General features: G+C 62.7%; 21 protein-coding genes. 12 read left to right on the top strand and 9 right to left on the bottom strand.

Annotated features, from left to right (window positions below):
- The coding region (locus tag ACMV18_RS04170; protein ID WP_420816800.1) for a YgiQ family radical SAM protein at positions 1 to 2165 on the top strand (2165 nt) is incomplete at its 5' end.
- Positions 2166 to 2181: 16 nt separating this feature from the next.
- Here the strand turns inward: ACMV18_RS04170 and ACMV18_RS04175 are convergent.
- Positions 2182 to 3441 carry a hypothetical protein gene (locus tag ACMV18_RS04175; protein WP_420816801.1) on the bottom strand — a complete coding sequence of 420 codons (1260 nt, stop codon included), beginning with the start codon at positions 3439 to 3441 and terminating at the stop codon, positions 2182 to 2184.
- 231 nt (positions 3442 to 3672) lie between these two features.
- Here ACMV18_RS04175 and ACMV18_RS04180 point away from each other — a divergent pair, with 231 nt between their 5' ends.
- Positions 3673 to 5214 (top strand): methyl-accepting chemotaxis protein, encoded by a 1542-nt coding sequence (locus ACMV18_RS04180; protein ID WP_420816802.1) that lies wholly within the window; start codon positions 3673 to 3675, stop codon positions 5212 to 5214.
- On the opposite strand, the gene ACMV18_RS04185 is transcribed toward ACMV18_RS04180, so the two are convergent.
- Positions 5215 to 6456: an MgtC/SapB family protein gene (locus ACMV18_RS04185; protein WP_374255394.1), complete on the bottom strand. Its 1242-nt coding sequence runs from the start codon at positions 6454 to 6456 to the stop codon at positions 5215 to 5217. It lies immediately after the preceding gene.
- A gap of 106 nt (positions 6457 to 6562) precedes the next feature.
- On the opposite strand from ACMV18_RS04185, the gene minC reads away from it, so the two are divergent.
- The 3 genes from minC to minE are packed head-to-tail and all read left to right on the top strand — an operon-like array spanning position 6563 to position 8436.
- Entirely contained in the window at positions 6563 to 7327 is a 765-nt protein-coding gene (minC, locus tag ACMV18_RS04190) for a septum site-determining protein MinC (RefSeq protein WP_420816803.1), read from the top strand.
- A gap of 29 nt (positions 7328 to 7356) precedes the next feature.
- Entirely contained in the window at positions 7357 to 8172 is an 816-nt protein-coding gene (gene minD / locus ACMV18_RS04195) for a septum site-determining protein MinD (protein WP_374255396.1), read from the top strand.
- Between the two features lie 3 nt (positions 8173 to 8175).
- Entirely contained in the window at positions 8176 to 8436 is a 261-nt protein-coding gene (gene minE / locus ACMV18_RS04200) for a cell division topological specificity factor MinE (RefSeq protein ID WP_374255398.1), read from the top strand.
- Positions 8437 to 8484: 48 nt separating this feature from the next.
- Here the strand turns inward: minE and ACMV18_RS04205 are convergent, their stop codons facing one another.
- On the bottom strand, positions 8485 to 8721 hold the full coding sequence (locus ACMV18_RS04205) for a hypothetical protein (RefSeq protein WP_420816804.1): 237 nt from the start codon (positions 8719 to 8721) through the stop codon (positions 8485 to 8487).
- A 150-nt stretch (positions 8722 to 8871) separates the two neighbouring features.
- Here ACMV18_RS04205 and ACMV18_RS04210 point away from each other — a divergent pair, with 150 nt between their 5' ends.
- Positions 8872 to 9642, top strand: coding sequence for a ParA family protein (locus ACMV18_RS04210; RefSeq protein ID WP_374255401.1), 771 nt, complete (start codon positions 8872 to 8874; stop codon positions 9640 to 9642).
- Position 9643: 1 nt separating this feature from the next.
- Here ACMV18_RS04210 and ACMV18_RS04215 read toward each other — a convergent pair whose 3' ends face one another.
- Complete coding sequence (locus ACMV18_RS04215; protein WP_420816805.1) at positions 9644 to 10582, bottom strand: DUF808 domain-containing protein; 939 nt, start codon at positions 10580 to 10582, stop codon at positions 9644 to 9646.
- A 110-nt stretch (positions 10583 to 10692) separates the two neighbouring features.
- A complete protein-coding gene (locus ACMV18_RS04220) occupies positions 10693 to 11574 on the bottom strand; it encodes an HDOD domain-containing protein (protein ID WP_420816806.1) in 882 nt (293 codons plus the stop codon).
- 151 nt (positions 11575 to 11725) lie between these two features.
- On the opposite strand from ACMV18_RS04220, the gene ACMV18_RS04225 reads away from it, so the two are divergent.
- The 6 genes from ACMV18_RS04225 to ACMV18_RS04250 all read left to right on the top strand — a co-directional run bounded on the left by ACMV18_RS04225 (position 11726) and on the right by ACMV18_RS04250 (position 17911).
- Entirely contained in the window at positions 11726 to 12718 is a 993-nt protein-coding gene (locus tag ACMV18_RS04225) for a tRNA-dihydrouridine synthase (RefSeq protein WP_420816807.1), read from the top strand.
- A gap of 33 nt (positions 12719 to 12751) precedes the next feature.
- Positions 12752 to 13684: a ribosome biogenesis GTPase YlqF gene (gene ylqF, locus ACMV18_RS04230; RefSeq protein ID WP_420816808.1), complete on the top strand. Its 933-nt coding sequence runs from the start codon at positions 12752 to 12754 to the stop codon at positions 13682 to 13684.
- Between the two features lie 11 nt (positions 13685 to 13695).
- Positions 13696 to 15660 carry a UvrD-helicase domain-containing protein gene (locus ACMV18_RS04235; RefSeq protein WP_420816809.1) on the top strand — a complete coding sequence of 655 codons (1965 nt, stop codon included), beginning with the start codon at positions 13696 to 13698 and terminating at the stop codon, positions 15658 to 15660.
- A gap of 35 nt (positions 15661 to 15695) precedes the next feature.
- Positions 15696 to 17066, top strand: coding sequence for an NYN domain-containing protein (locus tag ACMV18_RS04240; RefSeq protein WP_420816810.1), 1371 nt, complete (start codon positions 15696 to 15698; stop codon positions 17064 to 17066).
- A gap of 128 nt (positions 17067 to 17194) precedes the next feature.
- Positions 17195 to 17572: a DUF6160 family protein gene (locus tag ACMV18_RS04245; protein WP_420816811.1), complete on the top strand. Its 378-nt coding sequence runs from the start codon at positions 17195 to 17197 to the stop codon at positions 17570 to 17572.
- Positions 17573 to 17620: 48 nt separating this feature from the next.
- Positions 17621 to 17911 carry a putative quinol monooxygenase gene (locus ACMV18_RS04250; protein ID WP_420816812.1) on the top strand — a complete coding sequence of 97 codons (291 nt, stop codon included), beginning with the start codon at positions 17621 to 17623 and terminating at the stop codon, positions 17909 to 17911.
- 13 nt (positions 17912 to 17924) lie between these two features.
- Here ACMV18_RS04250 and ACMV18_RS04255 read toward each other — a convergent pair whose 3' ends face one another.
- From ACMV18_RS04255 to ACMV18_RS04270, 4 genes are all read right to left on the bottom strand, one after another.
- On the bottom strand, positions 17925 to 19289 hold the full coding sequence (locus ACMV18_RS04255) for a sensor histidine kinase (RefSeq protein WP_420816813.1): 1365 nt from the start codon (positions 19287 to 19289) through the stop codon (positions 17925 to 17927).
- Positions 19290 to 19378: 89 nt separating this feature from the next.
- Positions 19379 to 19996, bottom strand: a complete 618-nt coding sequence (locus ACMV18_RS04260; protein WP_420816814.1) for a flavin reductase family protein — start codon at positions 19994 to 19996, stop codon at positions 19379 to 19381.
- 69 nt (positions 19997 to 20065) lie between these two features.
- The gene (locus ACMV18_RS04265) at positions 20066 to 20482 is read right to left on the bottom strand and encodes a YbaN family protein (RefSeq protein WP_420816815.1); all 417 of its coding nucleotides are present in this window, start codon (positions 20480 to 20482) and stop codon (positions 20066 to 20068) included.
- Between the two features lie 12 nt (positions 20483 to 20494).
- Positions 20495 to 21271: an alpha/beta fold hydrolase gene (locus ACMV18_RS04270; protein ID WP_420816816.1), complete on the bottom strand. Its 777-nt coding sequence runs from the start codon at positions 21269 to 21271 to the stop codon at positions 20495 to 20497.
- Between the last annotated feature and the right edge of the window lie 36 nt (positions 21272 to 21307).

Below are 21307 nucleotides of genomic sequence, written 5' to 3' on the forward strand. Positions count from 1 at the left end.
GCGTGGCGGCCGGCAACATGGATTCGATGATCAACCGCTACACGGCCGATCGCAAAATCCGCAGTGACGACGCCTACACCCCCGGTGGCCAGGGCGGCGCGCGCCCGGACCGTTGCTCGGCGGTCTACGCCCAGCGTTGCCGGGAGGCGTTCAAGGATGTGCCCATCGTCATGGGTGGCATTGAGGCCTCGCTGCGGCGAATCGCGCACTACGACTACTGGTCGGACAAGGTGCGCCGCGCCATCCTGATGGATGCCAAAGCCGACTTGCTGGTGTACGGCAATGCCGAACGCGCCATCGTGGAGGTGGCTCACCGTCTGGCCGCCCGCGAGCCGATCGCCTCGATCACCGATGTGCGAGGCACGGCCTTCATGCGCAAGCGCCACGACCCCACGGCGCAAGGCTGGTTTGAACTGGATTCCACCGAAGTCGACCTGCCCGGCCGCATCGACCAACACATCAACCCCTACCTGACCACGGGCCAACTGGCTGCCGACAACGGCGCCACCTGCGCCATGGAAGAGGCCGGCGCCTTTGACCCGACCCCGTCCGATGGCAGCAAGCCCATCCGCATCGTGCCCAACCCGGCGCTGGCTGCCAAAACACCGGCAAAGGCCCTGCCCGAGCGCAGCGGCAAGATCGTCATGCCCCCGCGGGACCGCACCGTGATCCGCCTGCCCTCTTACGAGCAGGTGAAAGACGACCCGGTGCTGTATGCCCACGCCAACCGTGTGCTGCACCTCGAAACCAACCCGGGCAATGCCCGCGCACTGGTGCAACGCCACGGCGAAGGCCCGGGGGCGCAAGATGTGTGGATCAACCCGCCCCCCATTCCGCTGACCACGTCCGAAATGGACATGGTGTTTGACCTGCCCTACGCCCGCGCGCCGCACCCCAAGTATGGCGATGCGGTCATCCCGGCGTGGGACATGATCCGCTTCAGCGTGAACATCATGCGTGGCTGCTTCGGGGGCTGCACTTTCTGCTCGATCACCGAGCACGAGGGCCGCATCATCCAGAGCCGCTCCGAAGCGTCGGTCCTCAAAGAGATCGAAGACATCCGCGACAAGGTCAAGGGCTTCACCGGCGTCATCTCCGACCTGGGTGGCCCCACGGCCAACATGTACCGGCTGGGTTGCAGCTCCAAGGCCATCGAGGCGGCTTGCCGCAAGCCGTCATGCGTGTACCCGACCATCTGCCAGAACCTGCACACCGACCATGGTCCGCTGGTGCGCATGTACCGCCGCGCCCGCGCGCTGCCCGGCATCAAGAAGATCCTGATTGGCTCGGGTCTGCGCTATGACCTCGCCGTGCGTGCGCCCGAGTACGTGAAAGAGCTGGTGACCCACCACGTGGGTGGCTACCTCAAGATCGCCCCCGAGCACACCGAGAACGGCCCGCTGACCAAGATGATGAAGCCGGGCATCGGTACGTACGACCGCTTCAAGCAGATGTTCGAGCAGTTCAGCGAAGAGGCGGGCAAGAAGCAATACCTCATCCCCTACTTCATCGCAGCCCACCCCGGCACCACCGATGAAGACATGATGAACCTGGCCATCTGGCTCAAGCGCAACGGCTTCAAGGCCGACCAGGTGCAAACCTTCTACCCCAGCCCCATGGCCACGGCCACGGCCATGTACCACTCCGGGCTGAACACGCTCAAGGGCATCAGCCGTCAGCCCGGTCGCGGCGAATCGGTCGACATCGTCAAGGGTGAGAAACGTCGCCGACTGCACAAGGCCTTCCTGCGCTACCACGACCCCAACAACTGGCCGCTGCTGCGCGATGCGCTCAAGGCCATGGGCCGCGCCGACCTGATCGGCAACGGGCAACACCAACTGATCCCGACGTACCAGCCCTCAACCGATGGCGGCTACGAAAGCGCACGCCGCAAGAACTCCACCAAGGCCGGCACCAAGACCTCGGTGGTGACGGTGGGCCGTGCCAGCGGGCAACGTGCCTCGGCCTCCCGCCATGCCGAGGCCAGCGACACCCAACGGGACCCGCGCGATTTGCCGCGCGGCGCAAGCGCTCAACCAAGACGTGGTCAGATCCTCACGCAACACACAGGCTTGCCACCACGGCAAACCGGCGCAGGACGTGCAGGCAGCGGCGCGGCTCGCCCGGCCAGCAAGTCCGCCCGCCCGGTCAAGAAGGGCCGTTGACGGCCCCGTGATGTGTTCAGCGTGAGGCGGCCGCCTTGCGCTGCGCCAGCCATTGCGCGTCATAGCGATCAATCGCCAGGCGCCACGCGGTGGGATCATTCTGGCGGGGCAGCAGCAGCACCAGCACACTGCCAGCCTTGACCCGCGCGGGGCGCACGACCAATTGCATCTCGCCCATGGTGACATGCGTCTCGCGCACCATGCGCCCCATTTCGAGCCCCACACCCACGCGCCCGACTGCTGCCAGAAGATGGTGGCTTTGCGCCGCCATGTCGGCCGCCGGGGCATGGGGCGTCGAAGCCACCACGCTGCGATCAGCCAGCAGGAACAGGCAGCCAGGCGTGCTGGCGGTGCGCGCCACAATCTCTTGCAGATACAGGTCGAACTCCCCCTGTGGTTTGGGCATGGCCGGCGCCGCAGCCTGGTTCACCACCAACAGGGGCGAAGCCAACTGAGCATCCGGCGATTTGGGGCGGCGGGTCACCGTGACCACATCGGCAGCCGTCACATCGCTCTGACCCTTGAGGCGACTGGCATCGAGCAAGGGCATGCGACTGCCCACATTGGCCTGAGCATGCCGGTTCCAACTGGCCACCATCAACGCCCACAGCCCACTGGTGGCGGTGGTGGCAGGCCCCACCTCCATCTTCACCCGTGTCTGCTGCCCGAACTCTTCGATGGCCTGCGTCAATGGCTCCTCGCGCTTTTGCGGCAGCACCAGCATCGGCACCAGGATGGAGCGCCGTGCGTGTGTCAAATCGTCCTTCAGGCAGGTCAGCGCCAGTTGTGTTTGCGGCCCCAGGCTTTCGCCAAACAAGACATGCAGCCCCGCCCACTCGGTCAGCACACGGCTGATGGCAATTTGCTCGGAGGATTCGGTCTGGGCATCGTCCAGGTAGATGCGCACCTTGTCACCGCGCGCCGGGCAATCCACATAGGTCAAGGTCGCCAGGACGGTGCCAAAGCCTTGGCGCCGCACGCTCAACTCTTCGACGGGCAGACTGGTGGTGCGCGCAAAGGCTTCCAGAAAGGCGCGGGCAGCCCCGCCCCCCAGGTCGCGCAACAACAGATAAGGCGCGCCAGCCAACTCGAAGTGCTGACGCAGTGCCTCGGACGGGTCACAGACGACAAACAACTCTCTGAGCTTGTCGGACACCTTCTTCCCCAACTCGCGGGACTGCGATGGCTGGTCCGGCTTGTCATCCAGGATTTGGGTGGGCACCTGCGTCGAACCGTCACTCGCCCCGGCACTGCCCTTTTCCCAACGCATGTCCATTCCCCACCCCTTCATTTAATAGATGTCGTATTCAGTACATACCCTAAGCAAGACGGAGTGTAACAACATGCATCAAACGCTGAGGCCTGTCGATATGCCAATCTCTGTTAAGGGTTTGCAAATAACAATGTTTTTTTCATATGCCTCAAGCCTCCCCTTCAGATGACCGATAACACCATGGAGGAAAGAGGGAATTAACCCTCAGTCTGCTGGATCCAGGAGTAGCTGTAAATGAAGATGCGTCACGTCCTGCTGAGTTTTGGGATGGCAGGAGCGGTTTTTACGGGCATCGTTGGTGCCGTGGGTGGCATCAGCCTGCGGAGCCTGGGCCAGAGCATGGACAACACGGTCGTGGCCACACAAGCCACGCAGTACGCCACCTTGGGCGACATGATGCATGAAGGCTTGCGAGGCGATGTCTTTCAGGCACTTATGTACGCCCAGATGGGTCAGGTTGCCCCCATTCAGGACGCCATCAAAGAGGCGGACGAGCATGGCAAGGACTTCATCAACTACGTAGAGTCCTTGTCGCGCCTCGAATTGGAGCCAACCATTCTGCGCGCCGTGGAAGAAGAACTCCCCATCGTCAAACGGTACGCGTCCGTCGGACAGGAAATCTGTCAGCTCGCGGCCCGGGACCCGCAAACGGCGTCGACCAAGCTGCCCGAGTTCATCAAGTTGTTTGAAGAGCTCGAAGGCAAGCAAATCAAGGTCATCAAAGACATCGAGGCACACGCCAAGGCTACGGACGAAGCTGCCACAGCCGCACGCAGCCGCGCCAACTGGACCATGATCGTCACCTCGGTCCTGGGCGCCATCATCCTGTTTGGTGGTGCGCTGGCCATCACGCGCTACCTGATGCGCACGCTCGGTGGCGAGCCCGGCACCGTGCGACGCTTGCTGCACAAGGTCGCATCTGGCGACTTGGGCTTCCACGTCCGCGTGGCACCCGGCGACGAACACAGTCTGGTTGCAGGCCTGGCAGAAATGATCGAGCAATTGCGGGCCACCGTCATGCGCGTACGCCAGAATGCCGACAGCGTCTCGTCGGCGTCCACACAGGTGTCGGAAGGCAGCGCGGACCTGTCCAACCGCACACAGGATCAGGCAGCCGCGCTGGAGCGTTCCGCATCGGCGCTGGAGCAACTGTCGAGCACCGTCAATCACAACGCCGAAAGCGCCTCGCAAGCCAGCGAACTGGCCCACAACGCCAGCCACGTTGCGACCCAAGGCGGCCAGTTGGTGACCCACCTCGTGCAAACGATGCAGGACATCAATCACTCGTCTCAGAAGATCTCCGACATCATCGGCGTGATCGACGGCATCGCCTTCCAGACCAATATCCTGGCCTTGAACGCCGCTGTGGAAGCCGCACGTGCCGGTGAACAGGGCCGAGGGTTTGCGGTGGTTGCGGGCGAAGTGCGCTCGCTGGCGCAGCGCAGTGCCGAAGCCGCTCGTGAAATCAAGTCACTGATCACAGCCAGCGTGGAACGTGTGGGGACCGGTGCGGAGCAAGCCAATCAGGCGGGCAGCACCATGACAGAAATCGTCAACGCGATCACACGCGTCAGCGACATCATTGGTGAGATCAGCCACGCCAGCCGCGAACAAACGCAGGGGCTGACCCAAGTGACCGAAGCCGTCACGCAGATGGAGCAAGGCACGCAAAGCAACGCGGCCATGGTGGAAGAAACCGCCGCCGCGGCAGAAAGTCTGCGTCGTCAGGCCGAACACCTGTCGCACGCGGTGGCCGTCTTCCAGTTGCAAAGCTGATCAGCTCAGCCACCAGACCGCTGACCACCCCACCACCAGGTTCAGCACCAGCACGACCGTCACCCCTGCGCCAAAACGCCACCCCCCTGACAAGGATGCGACAGAGGCGCGGGTGACGGCATTGGCACTCAAAGCCACCATGATGCCGGTCATGAGCAAAGGGGCCGTCAATTTGCCTGCGGCATACAGCGACATCAGGCTCGCCATGGGCGCATGGGCATCTGCCAGCGCGGCCACGCCCGTCCCCAGCAACAGCCCGCTCACGCCGCCTTGCTGCGCCCAGTAAACCAGCACCGAGCCGCCAAACAACAGTGCCGCCACCATCACGGCCTCCTGCAAACGCAACACGGCATGCGCCGAATCCGGCGGGTGCCCGTGCCCGTTTTGCCGCCACAGCAACACCCCCAGCACCAGCGGCACCGAAGCCCCCATCAACACCAGGGGCCATAAGGCCTGAACCGCTTCAGGTGCGACCACCGAGCCCATGAGCACGATCTGCGCCCAGGTGGCCACCATCGACAACACCGCCGAACACAAGGCCAGCCGCAAGGGCACTGTCCCCGCGTGGTACATCCCGGCCATCGAGGCAATCGTCGCCGAGCTGGAGACAAAGCCACCCAGCAAGCCGGACAGCGCCAAGCCCGCCCGCGCGCCCAGCAAACGCTTGGCAATGTGACTGGCGGCCTGCATCAACAGGATCAGGATGACCAGCATCAGCACCCGCCTGGGCGACATGTGCCCCAACCAGCTCACTGGCTGACTGGGCAACAAAGGCAACAAGACCAGCGACAAGGCTGCCAGCAAGAGCCCATCATGCAACTCCTGCTCGCTCAACCAATGGGTGGCAAAGTGATGCAGGCGCTCGCGCGCGGCCAACACCCCCGCCACCATGGCTGCGCATCCTGCCGCCAACGCGGGATGCTCGATGGCCAACATCCCGATCAAGGCCGTCGCGATCAGCGCCAACTCCGTGGTCAAGCCCGGATCCTTGGAACGCGAACGCGCGTAAGCCAAGGCAGCCAGGATGGCCACCCCTGCGAGGGCCACGCTGGCCAGCACGTCCGACACCAGTTGCGCCATGGCGCCCAGCAAGGCGGCCACGGTAAAGGTGCGCAAGCCCGCTGCACTGCGGTCATCGCCCTCACCTTTGCGTCGCTCACGCTCCAGACCAATGAGCAGCCCAGACCCGACCGCCACGGCCAAGCCCACCTGATCCGCCGACAAAAATCCGTTCACTTCCACGTTCAGCCTCACCCTCCCCCTCAAGTATGGCTTGCCCCAGTCTTGCACGCTGCGGAATCTGCCCTGCGCTGCCTTAAACTTGAGACTTTCTCCGCGACCGCTGTCCATGTCTGCCGCCACCAACGGAAACGCCTCCGCCCTGTTCGATTTCAAGAGCGCCACGCTCCCGCTGGAAGCCTTTCTGCTGCGCACGGGCAACCTGACCTCGCTCGCACAGGCCCTGGAAGAGCGTTTTGGTGCCACGCCCGACCTCTTCAACGGTGAGCCCGTGGTGATTGACCTCACCCACCTGGCCAGTCTGGACGTGGCGGTGAACTTCCCCGCCCTGATCGAACTGCTGGCCCGCTACAAGATCAAGCCAATTGCCGTGCGCGGTGGCACCGTGTCGCAAACCTACGCAGCCCAACAGGCCGGTCTGATCGAGGCCCCCGATGGCCACGCACCGGCTGCCCGCGTCGAAACCGTGGTGCAAGAGGTGGTGCGCGAAGTCATTCGCGAAGTGCCCGTTGAAGTCCCCGTGCATGTGCCGATGGCGGCCAGCACCATGATCCTCGACAAGCCCCTGCGCTCCGGCCAGCAGGTCTACGCCAAAGGCGGGGACCTGATCGTCATGGCCGTGGTCAACCACGGCGCCGAAGTGATTGCCGACGGCTCGATCCACGTCTACGCCCCGCTGCGCGGCAAGGCCATCGCCGGCGCCAAAGGCAACACCGACGCCCGCATCTTCTCTACCTGCATGGAGCCCGAACTGGTCTCCATCGCCGGCACCTACCGCACCACCGATACGCCGCTGCCGCCCAATGTGGTGGGCAAGCCTGCCCAGATCCGTCTGGATGGCGATCGCCTGGTGTTCGACCCCATTGAACTCTGATCCAGCATTAACTGAAAGGACCGCCAGACATGGCCAAGATCATCGTGGTGACCTCCGGCAAAGGCGGCGTCGGCAAGACGACCACCAGCGCCAGCTTCGCTTCCGGCCTCGCCTTGCGTGGCCACAAGACGGCCGTGATCGACTTCGACGTCGGTCTGCGTAACCTGGACCTGATCATGGGTTGCGAACGCCGCGTGGTGTACGACCTGATCAACGTGATCCACGGCGAAGCCAACCTGAACCAGGCCCTCATCAAGGATAAGCAGTGTGAAAACCTGTTTGTGCTGGCCGCCTCGCAAACCCGCGACAAGGAAGCCCTGACGCAAGACGGCGTCGAGCGCGTCCTCAAAGAGCTGGGTGAAATGGGCTTCGAGTACATCGTTTGCGACTCGCCCGCCGGCATCGAAACCGGTGCGCTGATGGCCATGCACTTTGCCGATGAAGCCATCGTGGTGACCAACCCCGAAGTGTCGTCGGTGCGTGACTCCGACCGTATTCTGGGCATGCTCAGCAGCAAGACCAAGCGTGCACAAGATGGCGCCGAGCCCATCAAGGAGCACCTGCTGATCACGCGCTACAACCCGAACCGCGTGGAAGGCGGCCAGATGCTGTCGCTCGATGATGTCTACGACATCCTCAAGGTCAAGCTGATCGGTGTGATCCCCGAGTCGGAGAGCGTGCTCAACGCCTCCAACCAAGGTATCCCTGCCATCCACATGAAGGGCACCGATGTGGCCGAGGCCTATCAGGACGTGATCGACCGTTTCCTGGGCCAGGACAAGCCCCTGCGTTTCGTGGAAGCGGAAAAGCCCGGCTTCTTCAAGCGCCTGTTCGGAGGCAAGTAAGCCATGGGATTCCTCAACTTTTTCCTCGGCGAGAAGAAGCAGACGGCCTCGGTGGCCAAGGAACGCCTGCAACTCATCCTCGCCCACGAGCGCAATGGCCGCTCGTCCAGCCCCACCTATCTGCCTGATCTTCAGCGCGAACTGGTGGCGGTGATTTCCAAGTACGTCTCGATCAATCCGGACGACATCAAGGTCAACCTGGAGCGCCAGGACGACCTCGAAGTGCTGGAAGTCAAGATCGAACTGCCCGAAGCCAAACGCTGATCGGCACAGGGCACACACCGGGCCAGCTCACCGCGCTGGCCCGCGTGCTCAACAACGACCCGAGCGACGGCTGCGAGGCTGCAACTTGTCCAGCTCGGTCAGCTGCTGCTTGAGCAACAACAGCAAGGTTCGGGCATCGCCCACCGACAACGACAGGCAACTGGACGCGTTGTAGTCGTCTTTGGCCGGACGAGGCAACACCAGCGCATCCAGACCAATTTCGATCAGTCCCTTGTCGTGTTTGAGGGACTTCAGCTTCTGCAATTCAATGTCGTAGGTTTTCACGGGTCAGCGCCTGGAAACAAGATGCCGACATTGTCAGGGCAATGGTGATCGCGGCGCCCATGCATGACCCTCGATCACGGGCTGCCTGCGCAAAACAGGCTTGCTGCAGTGCACAATGCACACCATCAGTCCGTTGTGAGGAAGCCGGTCATGCGTTACGTTGTGTTCAATCAGAAGGGTGGCGTGGGCAAGTCGACCATCACCTGCAATTTGGCCGCCATCAGTGCCGCACAAGGGCTGAAGACCCTGGTCGTGGACCTGGACCCACAAGGCAACTCCACGCACTATCTGCTGGGTGGCCCGCAAGAAGACGCGGATGTCAGCGCTGCCGAGTTTTTCGACCAAACCCTGAAATTCAGCGCACGCCCCAAGGGCCCGGAGGACTACGTCATCCAGACGCCTTGGGAAGGTCTGGATCTGATGCCTTCGCACCCCAGCCTGGAAGAGCTGCACGGCAAGCTGGAGTCCCGCTACAAAATCTACAAGCTGCGCGATGCCCTCAGCGATCTGGCAGAAACCTACGACCGCATTTACATCGACACGCCTCCTGCCCTGAACTTCTACACACGCTCGGCACTGATCGCGGCACAGGGTTGCCTGATCCCGTTTGACTGTGACGACTTCTCGCGCCGGGCCTTGTATGCGCTGCTCGAGAACGTGCAGGAGATTCAGGCCGACCACAACGACGAGTTGGCCATCTCCGGCATCGTGGTGAACCAGTTTCAGCCACGAGCCAGCCTGCCTCAGCGACTGGTTCAGGAGTTGATTGACGAAGGCTTGCCGGTGTTGCAGCCTTATCTGAGTGCGTCGGTGAAGATCAAAGAGTCACACCAGCAGGCACGCCCGATGATTCACCTGGATGCACGGCACAAGCTCACGCAGGAGTTGGTAGCCCTGCACGACGCGTTGCAGGCCGCCTGACTCACCGTCCGCGCAAGCGCCCCCACAAGCGCTGCGCGATGGTCACGACGGCCAGCGTCACCGCGCCCACGACCACGCCGCCCAGGCCTTCTGCCAACAGCGGTGCCACGGACGACAGCGCCGGGCCCAGCACCGGCACACTCGCCAGCCCATGCTCCACCGCATGCATCAGCGCATGTGCGCCGGGCAGGCCATGCAGCACGATGCCGCCACCGACCAGGAACATCGCAGCCGTCCCGACCACCGACAACACCTTCATCAGCTTGGGCGCGGCGGCCAGCAACAGCCCGCCAATGGCTTGAGACACCTTCCCGCCGCGCTGCTGCAGGTACAGCCCCACATCGTCCATCTTGACAATGGCGGCCACCAGTCCATAAACACCCGCTGTGACCAACAAGGCCACGCCACCGACCACCAGCAATTGCTGACTGAACGGGGCATCAGCGACCGTCCCCAGGCTGATGGCCACGATCTCGGCCGACAGGATGAAGTCGGTGCGCACAGCGCCCTTGATCTTGTCTTGCTCAAACGCCACCAGATCGATCGACTCGTTGGTCAGGGCTTGGGTCAACTCTGCATGGTGGGCCTCATCTTCTGCATGGCTATGCAGCAAAGGGTGCGCGAGTTTCTCGACGCCCTCAAAGCACAGGTAGGCGCCCCCCAGCATCAGCAAGGGCGTGACCGCCGCCGGCAGCACGGCACTGATGGCCAGGGCCGCCGGCACCAGAATGACCTTGTTGACCACCGAGCCCTTGGCCACAGCCCACACCACAGGCAGCTCACGTTCAGCACGAATGCCGCACACCTGCTGGGCATTCAGCGCCAAGTCGTCGCCCAACACCCCTGCGGTCTTGCGTGCGGCGATTTTGGACATGGCCGCCACGTCATCGAGCATCAAGGTGATGTCATCAAGCAGTATCAACAGGCTGGAGCCGGCCATGGTGTATCAATCCCTGTATCCGTCGAACCATGAAAAACGCGGACAGCTTGGCTGCCCGCGTTGGCATCTTACCGAAGGGGGCGACCTTCCTGATGAAGGCCGACGCCCCATCAGACGTTGTCGAGGATCTCGCGCAACTCGTCTTCCCATGTCAGCAACTCGGACATGGGTGTTTCCAGCCAGTTCATCGCGGCTTCACCGTACTTGTCCCAGTCGGCATCCTGATCGACCCCTTCGTGCCGACGCACGATGAATTCGGCCAGCAAGCCCATCGCGATCAGATTGTGGGCATCGGACGAAATTCTGCTCTCGCCCAGCGCGTCCAGATCGTGGTGCAAGCGAATGGCCGCCACCACCGTGGGCGAGAGTCGCCACACACGGGCCACCAAGCCGCCCACGACCGCATGGTCCGTCTTGTGGTTGACGTTTTCAGTGGCGACATAAGAGCGATCAATGCGGGCATTCGCCTCCACCATGGTGGAGGTGTAGCCACGGATGCTTTGCACCATCACGGCCAAACCCACATGACAAAACAGCCCGAAGGTGTGCGCCACGTCGGTTGAAATGCCGGGCAACTTGCGGGCCATGAAGGCCATGCTCGCCGCACGCTTGGCAGCACGCTCCCAGAAGCGCTTGAGCAGCTGACTGCTCACAGGAATGGCTTGCTCAGCCAGGAAGCCGGTCAGCACGGCGGCCGTTTGCTCTAAGCCGAGGCGATTCATGGCCTGCCCAATGGTCTGCACAGGCTGGCCGGCCGCGTACAAAGGGCTGTTCGCATTGCGCAGCAAGGTGGCCGACATGGCCACATCGCTGGCAGCGATGCGCGCCACCTCATTCAGATCGGGCTCAAGATCGGCCATCACCTTCTGGAGGCGGGTCAGCAGCTCCGGACAAGGCGGGATGATGATGTGGGACAGAGGCCCACTTTTACGTGCTCGGTCCAGTTCCAGCAGAATAGCGTCCGTGCACGTGGTGTCAATGGCGGTCGTCATGGTTCAAAAGAGAGGGAACTGTCAGGGCTCTATCGGCAGTTGTCTGGACAACTGAAGCGGTCTGGCATCGATTGTCGCGCTCAATCATCACGGGTGAAAGACTCGCCTTGTGGCTGACCGCACACCTTCTTGATCAACTTTCAAAACTGACATGGCCATCTTGCTCGCCCCCATGGAAGGGCTGCTGGATTTTGCATTGCGAGATGTACTGACGCGCGTGGGAGGCATCTCACACTGCGTGTCCGAGTTCATCCGCATCACCGACACCGTGCTCCCGGAGCGGGCATTCAAGCGCATCGTGCCCGAGTTGCACCACGGTAGCCGCACGCCGGCGGGGGTGCCCGTGCGGTCACAGCTGTTGGGGTCGGACCCAGCCTGTCTGGCCGACAACGCAGCCAAGCTGGCCACCTTGGACCCAGCAGGCATTGACCTCAATTTCGGCTGCCCGGCCAAGGTGGTGAACCGCCACGGCGGGGGCGCCGCCCTGCTGCAAGAGCCCGAGCTGATCCACCGCATCGTGCACGCCGTGCGGCTGGCTGTGCCGACGCACATCCCGGTGTCGGCCAAGATGCGCCTGGGCTTTGACGACGATGCCCAAGCCGAAGACTGTGCCCACGCGATTGCATCCGGTGGCGCCAGTGAACTGGTCGTGCATGCCCGCACCAAGGCCCACGGCTATCGCCCACCGGCTTACTGGGATCGCATTGCCGACATCCGCGAGGTGGTGAGCATCCCTGTGGTGGCCAATGGCGAAGTCTGGTCTGTGGAAGATGCCCGTCGCTGCATGGCCGAATCCGGCTGCACCGATCTGATGCTCGGGCGCGGCATCGTGTCCGACCCCGGGCTGGCGCTCGCCATCCTGATCGACCAGGGCCACGCCCCCACCCAACAGGCGCCCGAATGGACCGACCTGCAACCCCTGCTGTGGCACTTCTGGTCATTGATCCTGACCCGCATCGAGCCACGCGCCCGGCATGGCCGCATGAAACAATGGCTGCATTACCTGAGACGGCGTTATCCTCAAGCGGAAGACGCCTATCTGGCGCTGCGCACCATCAATGATTCGCGGGTGATGGAAGCCTGGATGCGCGAGCACCTCGCCACGCCCCCTGCCCACACGGCGGCCACCTTGATGGCCGCTTGACCTGTTCTGTTCAGAGAGAGAAAGCCCTCACCGATGGCCATCCAATGGTTCCCCGGTCACATGAATGTGACCAAAAAAGCCATCAGCGACCGCATGAAGGAAATCGATGTGGTGATCGAGTTGCTCGACGCCCGTCTGCCCGGCTCCAGCGCCAACCCCATGCTGGCGCAACTGACCGGCACCCGCCGCAAGCTGAAGGTGCTCAACAAGCAGGACTTGGCCGACCCGGCTCGCACCGAAGCCTGGTTGGCCTGGTACAACGCCCAGGAAGGCACCCGCGCCATTGCCCTCGACGCCAGCGACAAGGCCCCGGCCCAGCGGCTCATTCAGGCTTGCCGGGACTTGGTGCCCAACCGTGGCGGCATGGACAAGCCCGTGCGCGTGCTGATTTGCGGCGTGCCCAACGTGGGCAAGTCCACCTTGATGAACACCCTCGTGGGCAAAAAAGCGGCCAAAACCGGGGATGAAGCCGGCATCACGCGTATTGAGCAACGCATCAACCTGGCCAGCGACTTCTACCTGTTCGACACCCCCGGCATGCTGTGGCCCAAGATCTCGGTGGAACGCAGCGGCTACCACCTGGCGGCCAGTGGCGCCGTGGGCCGCAACGCGTACGACGAAGAAGAAGTGGCGCTGGAACTGCTGCGCAGCCTCAAAGGCCCCTACCCCGATCTGCTGGCCGCCCGCTACAAACTGGACGATGTGGCCGCCATCCCGGCCCAGCACGACGACGAACTGCTGGAGCTGATCGCGCGCAAACGCGGAGCCGTGATGAGCGGGGGCCGCGTCAACCTGACGAAGGCCGCCGAGATCGTGCTCAACGACTATCGCAGCGCCGTGTTGGGCCGCATCACGCTGGAGACCCCGGAGGAATTCGAGGTGTGGTGGGCAGAGGGCGAGGCCCTCGAAGCCGAGCGCCAACGCAAGAAGGCACTGCGCAAGAAAAAGGGCGCCTCGGCCGATTGAGCCGCCCCGCCATGCAAGCAACCTTCCGTCCTACGGGCCTCACGCCCACCGCCGAACAACTGGCCATCCAACTGGGTCGGCACAAGCGCGTCATCGTCGAAGCCAATGCCGGGGCGGCCAAAACCACCACCCTGGCCCTGCGGCTGGCCCAGGCTCTGGCGCGTGGCGCCGACCCTGACCGTTTGCTGGTGCTGACCTATACCGAGGCGGCGGTCACGGCCATGCAGCAGGCTTTGGCCCGCATCGGCGTGGCCGCCAACGTGCGGCGCCGCCTGAAGGTGCGCACCTTTGACGACTTCTGTCGCGCCCGCCTGCAACACATCGAAGGTGGCAACCTGGTGCACTACACGCACCCGGAGCAGCTCAAGCCCTACGTGCTGCAAGCCATCGAGCGGGTGATGAGCAATGCCGACGAACGCCATCCCGACGAATTTGCCGTGGAAGGCAGCGGCGAGGCCATGGTCGAAGGGCTGCTGGCCAGCTTCACCCACCTCAAAGGCACCTTGCAGTGGGCCATGGAGGCTGGCGATCAGGTGCTGACCCCTTCTCTGGCCACCGAACTGGGCCGCGACTACCTGACCCTGCGCACGTTCTGGGCCTACGAGCAACTGCGCCGAGGCGGCCACCCCGATCACCCGGTGTTTCGGGCACCTCACGACGCCACGTACGACCTGGCCAGCCTGCTGCTGGACGAAGACGCCTTTGTCGATCTGCCCCCACCTTTGGCCATGGGTCTGCATCTGGTGCTGCTCGACGAGATGCACGACACCAACCGGGCCATGTTCACCGTGCTGCGCCACCTGCTGGCCCAGAACCCGCAAACTGCCTTCATCGGCGTGGGGGACCGGGATCAGGTCATCCACGCGCTCGCGGGCGCCGAGGCCCAGTTCATGGGGGAAACCTTCGAACGGGAAATTGGCCCCGTCGAACGCTTGCCCCTGACCGCATCCTGGCGCTTCGGCACCAAGCTGGCCCAAGCCGTCGGGCAACTGGCGCGCAAGTCCTACCAATCGCTCAGCCCGCTGCGCACCGCCGTCCAGGTCCAGGCCTTCGAACACGACAAAGAAGCACACCGCCACATCGTGTCGGTCATCCGTGATCGGGTGGGATTGTCCGATGCCGCACCGCTGTCGAGTCTGGCCATCCTGCTGCGCCAGCCTCACCAATCGGTGGCACTGGAAAACCACCTGCTGGACCACGGTGTGGACTACCGCACGCAAGGTTTTGACACGTACCTGATGCGCCCGGAAGTGCTGCTGGTGCGTGGCCTGATCGCCTGCGCCCACAACACTTTTGAGCAGATTGAACGACCGGAAACCCGCGCGGGCATCTTGCGTGCCTTGCTGATGTTTGCGGCATCCTGTGTCGAGACGGAAGCCGACTCGAAAGAAGACCGCTTCAAAGCCGAGCAAGACGCCATCGACCAGGTCGTGCAATCACCGTCGTTGATCCATTACTTCATGGACAACCAGGTGCTGCGCAATGCCCGCGGCGGCGCCCGCCGCCACATCGAAGCCGCCTTGAACGTGGCCCACACCGAGGCCACCGACATCCTGATGGACCGCTTTGTGCGTGCCCTGGCTCCACGAGAATTGGCTGCACGCGTGATGGTGCTCGCCGATGACATCGCCCAGGTCGATGCCAACGTACAAGGTCTGATCGCGTCGGCCGCCACATACGATCACGTGCCCTCTTTCTTCCGCGCCATGAACGAGCGGGAGATGCGCCAGCAGCACATGCGCGACAAGGACTGCATCGTCCTGTCCAGCATCGAAGCGGTCAAGGGGCTGGAGTTTGATCACGTCATCCTGCCCCGCATGAACCGGGGGGAATTCGCCATTGGCGGCAATACCCCCGACAATCGCAACCTGCTTTATGTGGCCATGACCCGGGCACGGCAACAACTCACCTTCCTGTGTGACCGCCAGCGCCCCAGTCATTACCTCGTGGACCTCGGCTTGCTGCCTGCACGCTGAACGCCCGCTCCGGCCCACCCTACAGAAAGAATCCCATGGCACTGCCACAAGATCACATCAGCATGGCCCTCTTCTGCGACTTCGAAAACGTCGCATTGGGCGTGCGCGATGCCAACTACGAAAAGTTCGACATCAAGAAGGTGCTGGAGCGCCTGCTGCTCAAGGGCAGCATCGTCGTCAAGAAGGCCTATTGCGACTGGGAACGCTACAAGGGCTTCAAGGCGGCCATGCACGAAGCCAACTTCGAATTGATCGAGATTCCGCACGTGCGTCAGTCGGGCAAGAACTCGGCCGACATCCGCCTGGTGGTCGATGCCTTGGACCTTTGCTACACCAAGAGCCACGTCAACACCTTCGTCATCATCTCGGGTGACTCCGACTTTTCTCCCCTGGTCTCCAAGCTGCGCGAAAACGCCAAGTACGTGATTGGCGTGGGCGTCAAGCAGTCCACCTCGGACCTGCTGATTGCCAACTGCGACGAATTCATCTTCTACGATGATCTGGTGCGTGACAGCCAGCGCCAGCGCCGTGACAACCGCGACCAGCCTCAGCCACGCCGCACGCCGGAAGAAGAAGCCCGCCGCAAGGCCGAACTGGATGCACGCCGCACCAAGGCCGTGGAAATGGCGGCCGAAACCTACGAAGCCCTGGTCACCGATCGCGACGAGGGCGGCAAGATCTGGGCCTCGGTGCTCAAGGAAGCCATCAAGCGTCGCAACCCGGGCTTCAACGAAAACTATTACGGCTTCCGTACCTTCGGCAACCTGCTGGAAGAAGCCAAGGCGCGCGGCCTGCTCGAATTTGGTCGTGACGAAAAGTCGAGTGCCTATGTGTTCCGTGGCACGGGCATCCCGACCGTCCCCGCACCGTCACAGATCAACGCGCCCGTGAGCGGGGTGGTCGAGCCCAACGCGGCAACCGACACCGTGACGGAAGTGAACAGCACCGATTCGACACAACAAGAGGCTGCCGCAACGCCCTCCTCCAGCTCAGAAGGTCGCGAACGTCGCGGTCAGCGGGGACGGGGCCGCAGTCGCCACGATCGTCGCCCCGATGCGGCCAGCGCCGCCGAGCCTGTTGTGAGCACAACCGATGTGACAGCGGTCTCTCCGCCCCCGGCCATCGAATCGCCCGCTACCCCCACGATTGCCGTCGTGGCGGAGCCCGCCCAAGTGGACACGCCCCGCCAACGCCGCCGCAAATCCGGTGAGCGCCAGCCCAAGGCCGACCACGTCAGTGCCGCGCCAGCCAACGAAGCCAGCCCATCAACACCAGCGCCCGCGCCCTCAGCCGACGACGCCCAAGCTCCGGCGGATGCCAAGGCCAAAGCCAGCCGGCCTCGCCGCACGCGTGCCCCCGCAGCAAAAAAGAGCAGCAAGAAAGGCCCGTCCTCAGCCACCGAGTGAGCGTCGTCAATTGCTCCCGCCTGTGCATCAGGCAAGCGATTTCACGAATCGCATTAAATTGATTGCATGAAAGCATAAGGATGCGTCTGCCTCAGACGCATCCTATTCACACTTTCAGGAATGCAACAATGAAAAAACTCATCGCCGCCACCCTGCTGGCTGCCGCTCCGTTCGCTGCCATGGCTGACACCACCCCCTCGTCAACCATGGTGGAAATCAGCGATGTGGCCTTGTCGGAAGTGAGCGGCCAAGCCGGCCTGAACATCAATGCCACCACCATCATCTCGGGCCTGCAGCAGGTCAGCTCGGTGGCCAATCTGATCAAGCCCATCTTGCCCTCTCAAGGCAAGCAAGTCGTCACCCTGATCAACGTGGCGGCCACCACGGCCCCGGTGGTCAACAACCTGGTCAATGGTGGCCAGCTCAGCACCGCGGACCTCTCCTTGCTGATCAAGAATGGCGTGAGCGCCGGCATTGCCATCGGCAGCCTGTCGTCCGGCCTGTAAAGCCAGTTTTGCTAGGATCAAGGCTGTTGTTCAGCCTTGATTCCTCTCATGCACGTCACCCGCATCAATCGGTTCTACGCCACACCGCATTTGGCAGAAGACCTCCACGTCTTCCTGACCTCGGTGCTACCCGCCCTGCGACAGGCCCCTGGTTGTACGTCGGCACAGTTGCTGCGCGGCAAAGATGATCCCAACGAGTTTGTGATCATTGAGCAATGGACCTCCATTGCTGCACACAAGAGCGGCGCACAGATCATCCCACCCGAGCAATTCAGTGTGATCCTGCCCATGCTGTCCAGGCCACCGGCTGGCGCGTACTACACCGCTGATCCCGCTTGAGCCAGGCGCCCACCTAGCAAGGCAGCGTGAACCAGAAGGTTGCGCCTTGTCCGGGTTGGCTGTCGGCCCCAACCTGCCCGCCATGCCGCTCGACAATCCGTCGAACAATGGCCAAACCCAGGCCGGTGCCCTCATAGCCTGCTCCGCCATGCAAACGTTGAAATGGCTGAAAGAGCGTGGCAGATTTTTCGGGGTCGAAGCCAATGCCGTTGTCTTGCACACTGACGCGCAAAGTCTGCCCCACTTGTTGAGACACCACCTTCACGCAGGGGTGCTGCGCGTGGCTTGAGAACTTCAGTGCGTTGCCCAGCAAGTTGACAAGAACCTGTCGGAGCAAACCACGGTCCGCGTGCACTTGGGGCAGATCGTGATGACACACGCACCGACCTGCGCCCTCGCCATGCGTCACCTCCAGGAAGTTGAGTGACTCCTGCACCAACTCATCAAGGGGGACAGCCTGTCGCACAGGCTCGGCGTGCGTCGCACGCGCCAAGGCCAGCATGTCTGAGACCAACTCGGCCAAATTCGCAGACTCATGCCGGATGGCAGTGAAAAGCCGTCTCGCGCGCTCGGTATCGCCGGCATCCAGCGCGGCCAGCGCCACATTTGACAGGCCCACCATGCCCCCCAAGGGGCCCTTGAGGTCATGCGACACCATGCCGTTGAACGATTCCAGCGACGCGATGATGTCGTTGAGCTCCTTGGTGCGATCCATCACGCGGTTTTCCAAGGTCTCGTTCAAGTCCTGCAACTCGACGTGCAAGCGCCCCATGGTCGCCGACATGATGCCCAACCCGGCCAGCGCGAACGGAATGGATGACCAATAGCGCAAGGTGACCTGGTCCAGGCCAAACCAATAGCCCGCCAGCACCATCGGGATGTACTGAAACAGCATCAGGGCCACAGCCAAATGCCCGGCACCCGGCTCCCGCCGTGAGGCACGCCAACTCAGCCCGCCCAGGTAGGCGAACAGGGCCCCCGTCAACAAGTTGCTTTGGAGCGCAGCCGTACGAGGCGCTGCAGCAGCCCACAACACCACGACCACATAAGCCAGTACCGTCAGCGAAAACACCAGCCACGGTCCTGGACGCGGATGCGCGGTGTACAAACGAATGCCCGCCACCAAAGCGCCCATCACCCCGATGCCCAGCGCAATCGACACAAGCTTCGTGATGGACAGTAAGGAAGTGCTGCTGCCATATGGCAGTACAGGCGCTGCCAGGTTGATCAGCGCTGCAGCACCGAACGTGAACGCCAGCCAGCCCAGCCCCCATTGCGGGCGAGCACGCCTGAAACGGAGGAAGACGCCTGCTGCAAAGGTCTGAACAAAGCCGGCAGCAATGGCAAAGCCTTCAACAAAAGTGAGTTCGATCATCATGAACAAAAGACAGTCGCTGCCAGTGTCCACATCCTCACAAGGGTTAAGCAGTCGCGTTGACCCTTAGTCCCCCCTGATCAAGTGCAGCATCAACCCGGACGCGGCATCTTGAACAACTGCTCGGCGCCGATGCTGAAATAGTCCGCAGGACCACCACCACGCAAAACAATGTTTGCCGCAGCCGTGTCAAACGAACCGTTCTGGACGAGGGACGGATCAATGTGCACGGCGACGACTTCGCCGACCACCCACCACGCATCCACAGCTTGTCCCTCTGAGGTATGCAGGCGCACGATTTGAGCCAGTTTGCACTCGAAGCTGACTTTGCTTTCTGCCACGCGAGGCGCCGAGATCGTGCGTGATGCAGCGGGAGTCACACCGGCCAAGACGAATTCATCGACCTCAGGCCCCACCATCGCGCTGCTTTGGTTCATGGCCTCAGCCAGATCCCGCGACACGAGGTTCCAGGTGAACTCACGTGTCTGATCAATGTTGCGCAGGGTGTCTTTGTAGCCCAGGCTGGAGAAACCAATCAGCGGCGGGTTGAAGTTGAGCGCAGTGAAAAAGCTGTACGGCGCCAGATTGCGTACGCCGCGTTCGTCCTGCGTGCCCACCCAAGCAATCGGTCGAGGGCCGACGATGGCATGAAAGGGATCATGCGCCAACCCGTGCCCTTTGGCCGGCTCGTAGAAATACATCTCAGGCATGGCAACCTCCATCAAATTGGCCGCCAGCTTAGCGCAGTACCCACCGGGGTACCCTGCCCTATATCAAGCTCACCGACGGGTCGGAATGCGCCAAACCACCAGACAGCCCAGCAGGCCCGCACCGATCACGCCCATCTGCGCCAGCGGCTTGCTGGCCAACTGCCAGGCAGACAAGCTGACCATGAGGGTCATCATGCTGGTGGCCAGCCACTTGATGCGAAGTGGCAAGCTGTGATGCGCCTCCCAGTCACGCACCATCGGCCCCAGCCAGCGGTGTTGAATCAACCATCGGTGCAAACGGGGCGACGCCTTGGCAAAACAAGCGGCCGCCAGCAGCACGAATGGCGTGGTCGGCAATCCCGGCAAGACCGCACCGATCAAGCCCAACAGCAGCGACACGCATCCGGCGACCACCAGCATCCAGCGACGCGTTCGCGTCAACATCGACAAGCTGGCGTCATTCAATAAAGATTCTTGCTCTGACATGCCGGTGACTGTTCAGGCGCCAACACGCGCCCAGTGCGCTTTCAAGCTGGGCAAGACCACGCCTGGCGCACCGACCACACCCATGTGCCCCACGCCTGGCACCTCGTCAACGTTGGCATGTGGGTTGACCTCAGCCAGGCGCATGACCATGGCCTTGGCGGCGGGCGTCGTGTGCTCGCCATACGCCAGGGTCAGGGGGACAGGAAGTTGGTAGTGCTCAAACGCTTGGGGCTCTGTCGACACGCTGCACACCTCACGGAACATTTTCCAGCCCAGCGGGCGCGTCATCGCTTTGGCTTTGTCGGGCATGCTCGCCCACATGCCGGGCTGATTCCAGTAATCAATGAAGCGCTCGATCCACGCCTCGCTGCCGCCAGTTTGTTCATCCAGCATGGAATTCGCGGCGCCATACAGCGCCTCGACGTGCGCAGCCACGTCAGCACTCATGCGCTCCGGCTCCGCTCTCAGTGCACCAAAGAGCACGGGTTCGTACAGCCACATCGAGCGCACAGGCAGCCCCGCTTCCTTGGCCAGTGTCAGCGCCACAAAGCCACCATACGAATGCCCACCCAGATGCAGGCCCGTCGTCCCCGGTGGAATGAGCGCCTTCAAATGCGCCACTTCGTCTTGCACGGAAAACGCCTGACCGACGGACAAGGCATCGCCAGGCGCGTAGCCACGGTTCACAGGCGTCAGAGGTGTCACCCCCTCAGGCAAGTCCGCCAACAACGGACGCCACATGAAAGGCCCGGTGGCCGTGGAATGGATGAACAGCGCAACCTCAGACATGCAAAACCCCATCTGCTGGCGTCAAAACGTTAAGCA

The sequence above is a fragment of the Aquabacterium sp. genome, assembly GCF_048860245.1.
Taxonomy (GTDB): domain Bacteria; phylum Pseudomonadota; class Gammaproteobacteria; order Burkholderiales; family Burkholderiaceae_C; genus Aquabacterium.

Excerpts from the sequence above, each read along its gene's own strand:
- ylqF (WP_420816808.1), top strand. The coding sequence starts at position 12,752 with ATGGCCATCCAATGGTTCCCCGGTCACATGAATGTGACCAAAAAAGCC.
- ACMV18_RS04210 (WP_374255401.1), top strand. The coding sequence starts at position 8,872 with ATGCGTTACGTTGTGTTCAATCAGAAGGGTGGCGTGGGCAAGTCGACC.
- ACMV18_RS04215 (WP_420816805.1), bottom strand. The coding sequence starts at position 10,582 with ATGGCCGGCTCCAGCCTGTTGATACTGCTTGATGACATCACCTTGATG.
- ACMV18_RS04260 (WP_420816814.1), bottom strand. The coding sequence starts at position 19,996 with ATGCCTGAGATGTATTTCTACGAGCCGGCCAAAGGGCACGGGTTGGCG.
- ACMV18_RS04270 (WP_420816816.1), bottom strand. The coding sequence starts at position 21,271 with ATGTCTGAGGTTGCGCTGTTCATCCATTCCACGGCCACCGGGCCTTTC.
- ACMV18_RS04245 (WP_420816811.1), top strand. The coding sequence starts at position 17,195 with ATGAAAAAACTCATCGCCGCCACCCTGCTGGCTGCCGCTCCGTTCGCT.
- minC (WP_420816803.1), top strand. The coding sequence starts at position 6,563 with ATGTCTGCCGCCACCAACGGAAACGCCTCCGCCCTGTTCGATTTCAAG.
- ACMV18_RS04235 (WP_420816809.1), top strand. The coding sequence starts at position 13,696 with ATGCAAGCAACCTTCCGTCCTACGGGCCTCACGCCCACCGCCGAACAA.
- ACMV18_RS04220 (WP_420816806.1), bottom strand. The coding sequence starts at position 11,574 with ATGACGACCGCCATTGACACCACGTGCACGGACGCTATTCTGCTGGAA.
- ACMV18_RS04180 (WP_420816802.1), top strand. The coding sequence starts at position 3,673 with ATGAAGATGCGTCACGTCCTGCTGAGTTTTGGGATGGCAGGAGCGGTT.
- minD (WP_374255396.1), top strand. The coding sequence starts at position 7,357 with ATGGCCAAGATCATCGTGGTGACCTCCGGCAAAGGCGGCGTCGGCAAG.
- ACMV18_RS04240 (WP_420816810.1), top strand. The coding sequence starts at position 15,696 with ATGGCACTGCCACAAGATCACATCAGCATGGCCCTCTTCTGCGACTTC.
- ACMV18_RS04255 (WP_420816813.1), bottom strand. The coding sequence starts at position 19,289 with ATGATGATCGAACTCACTTTTGTTGAAGGCTTTGCCATTGCTGCCGGC.
- ACMV18_RS04225 (WP_420816807.1), top strand. The coding sequence starts at position 11,726 with ATGGCCATCTTGCTCGCCCCCATGGAAGGGCTGCTGGATTTTGCATTG.
- ACMV18_RS04250 (WP_420816812.1), top strand. The coding sequence starts at position 17,621 with ATGCACGTCACCCGCATCAATCGGTTCTACGCCACACCGCATTTGGCA.
- ACMV18_RS04175 (WP_420816801.1), bottom strand. The coding sequence starts at position 3,441 with ATGGACATGCGTTGGGAAAAGGGCAGTGCCGGGGCGAGTGACGGTTCG.
- minE (WP_374255398.1), top strand. The coding sequence starts at position 8,176 with ATGGGATTCCTCAACTTTTTCCTCGGCGAGAAGAAGCAGACGGCCTCG.
- ACMV18_RS04265 (WP_420816815.1), bottom strand. The coding sequence starts at position 20,482 with ATGTCAGAGCAAGAATCTTTATTGAATGACGCCAGCTTGTCGATGTTG.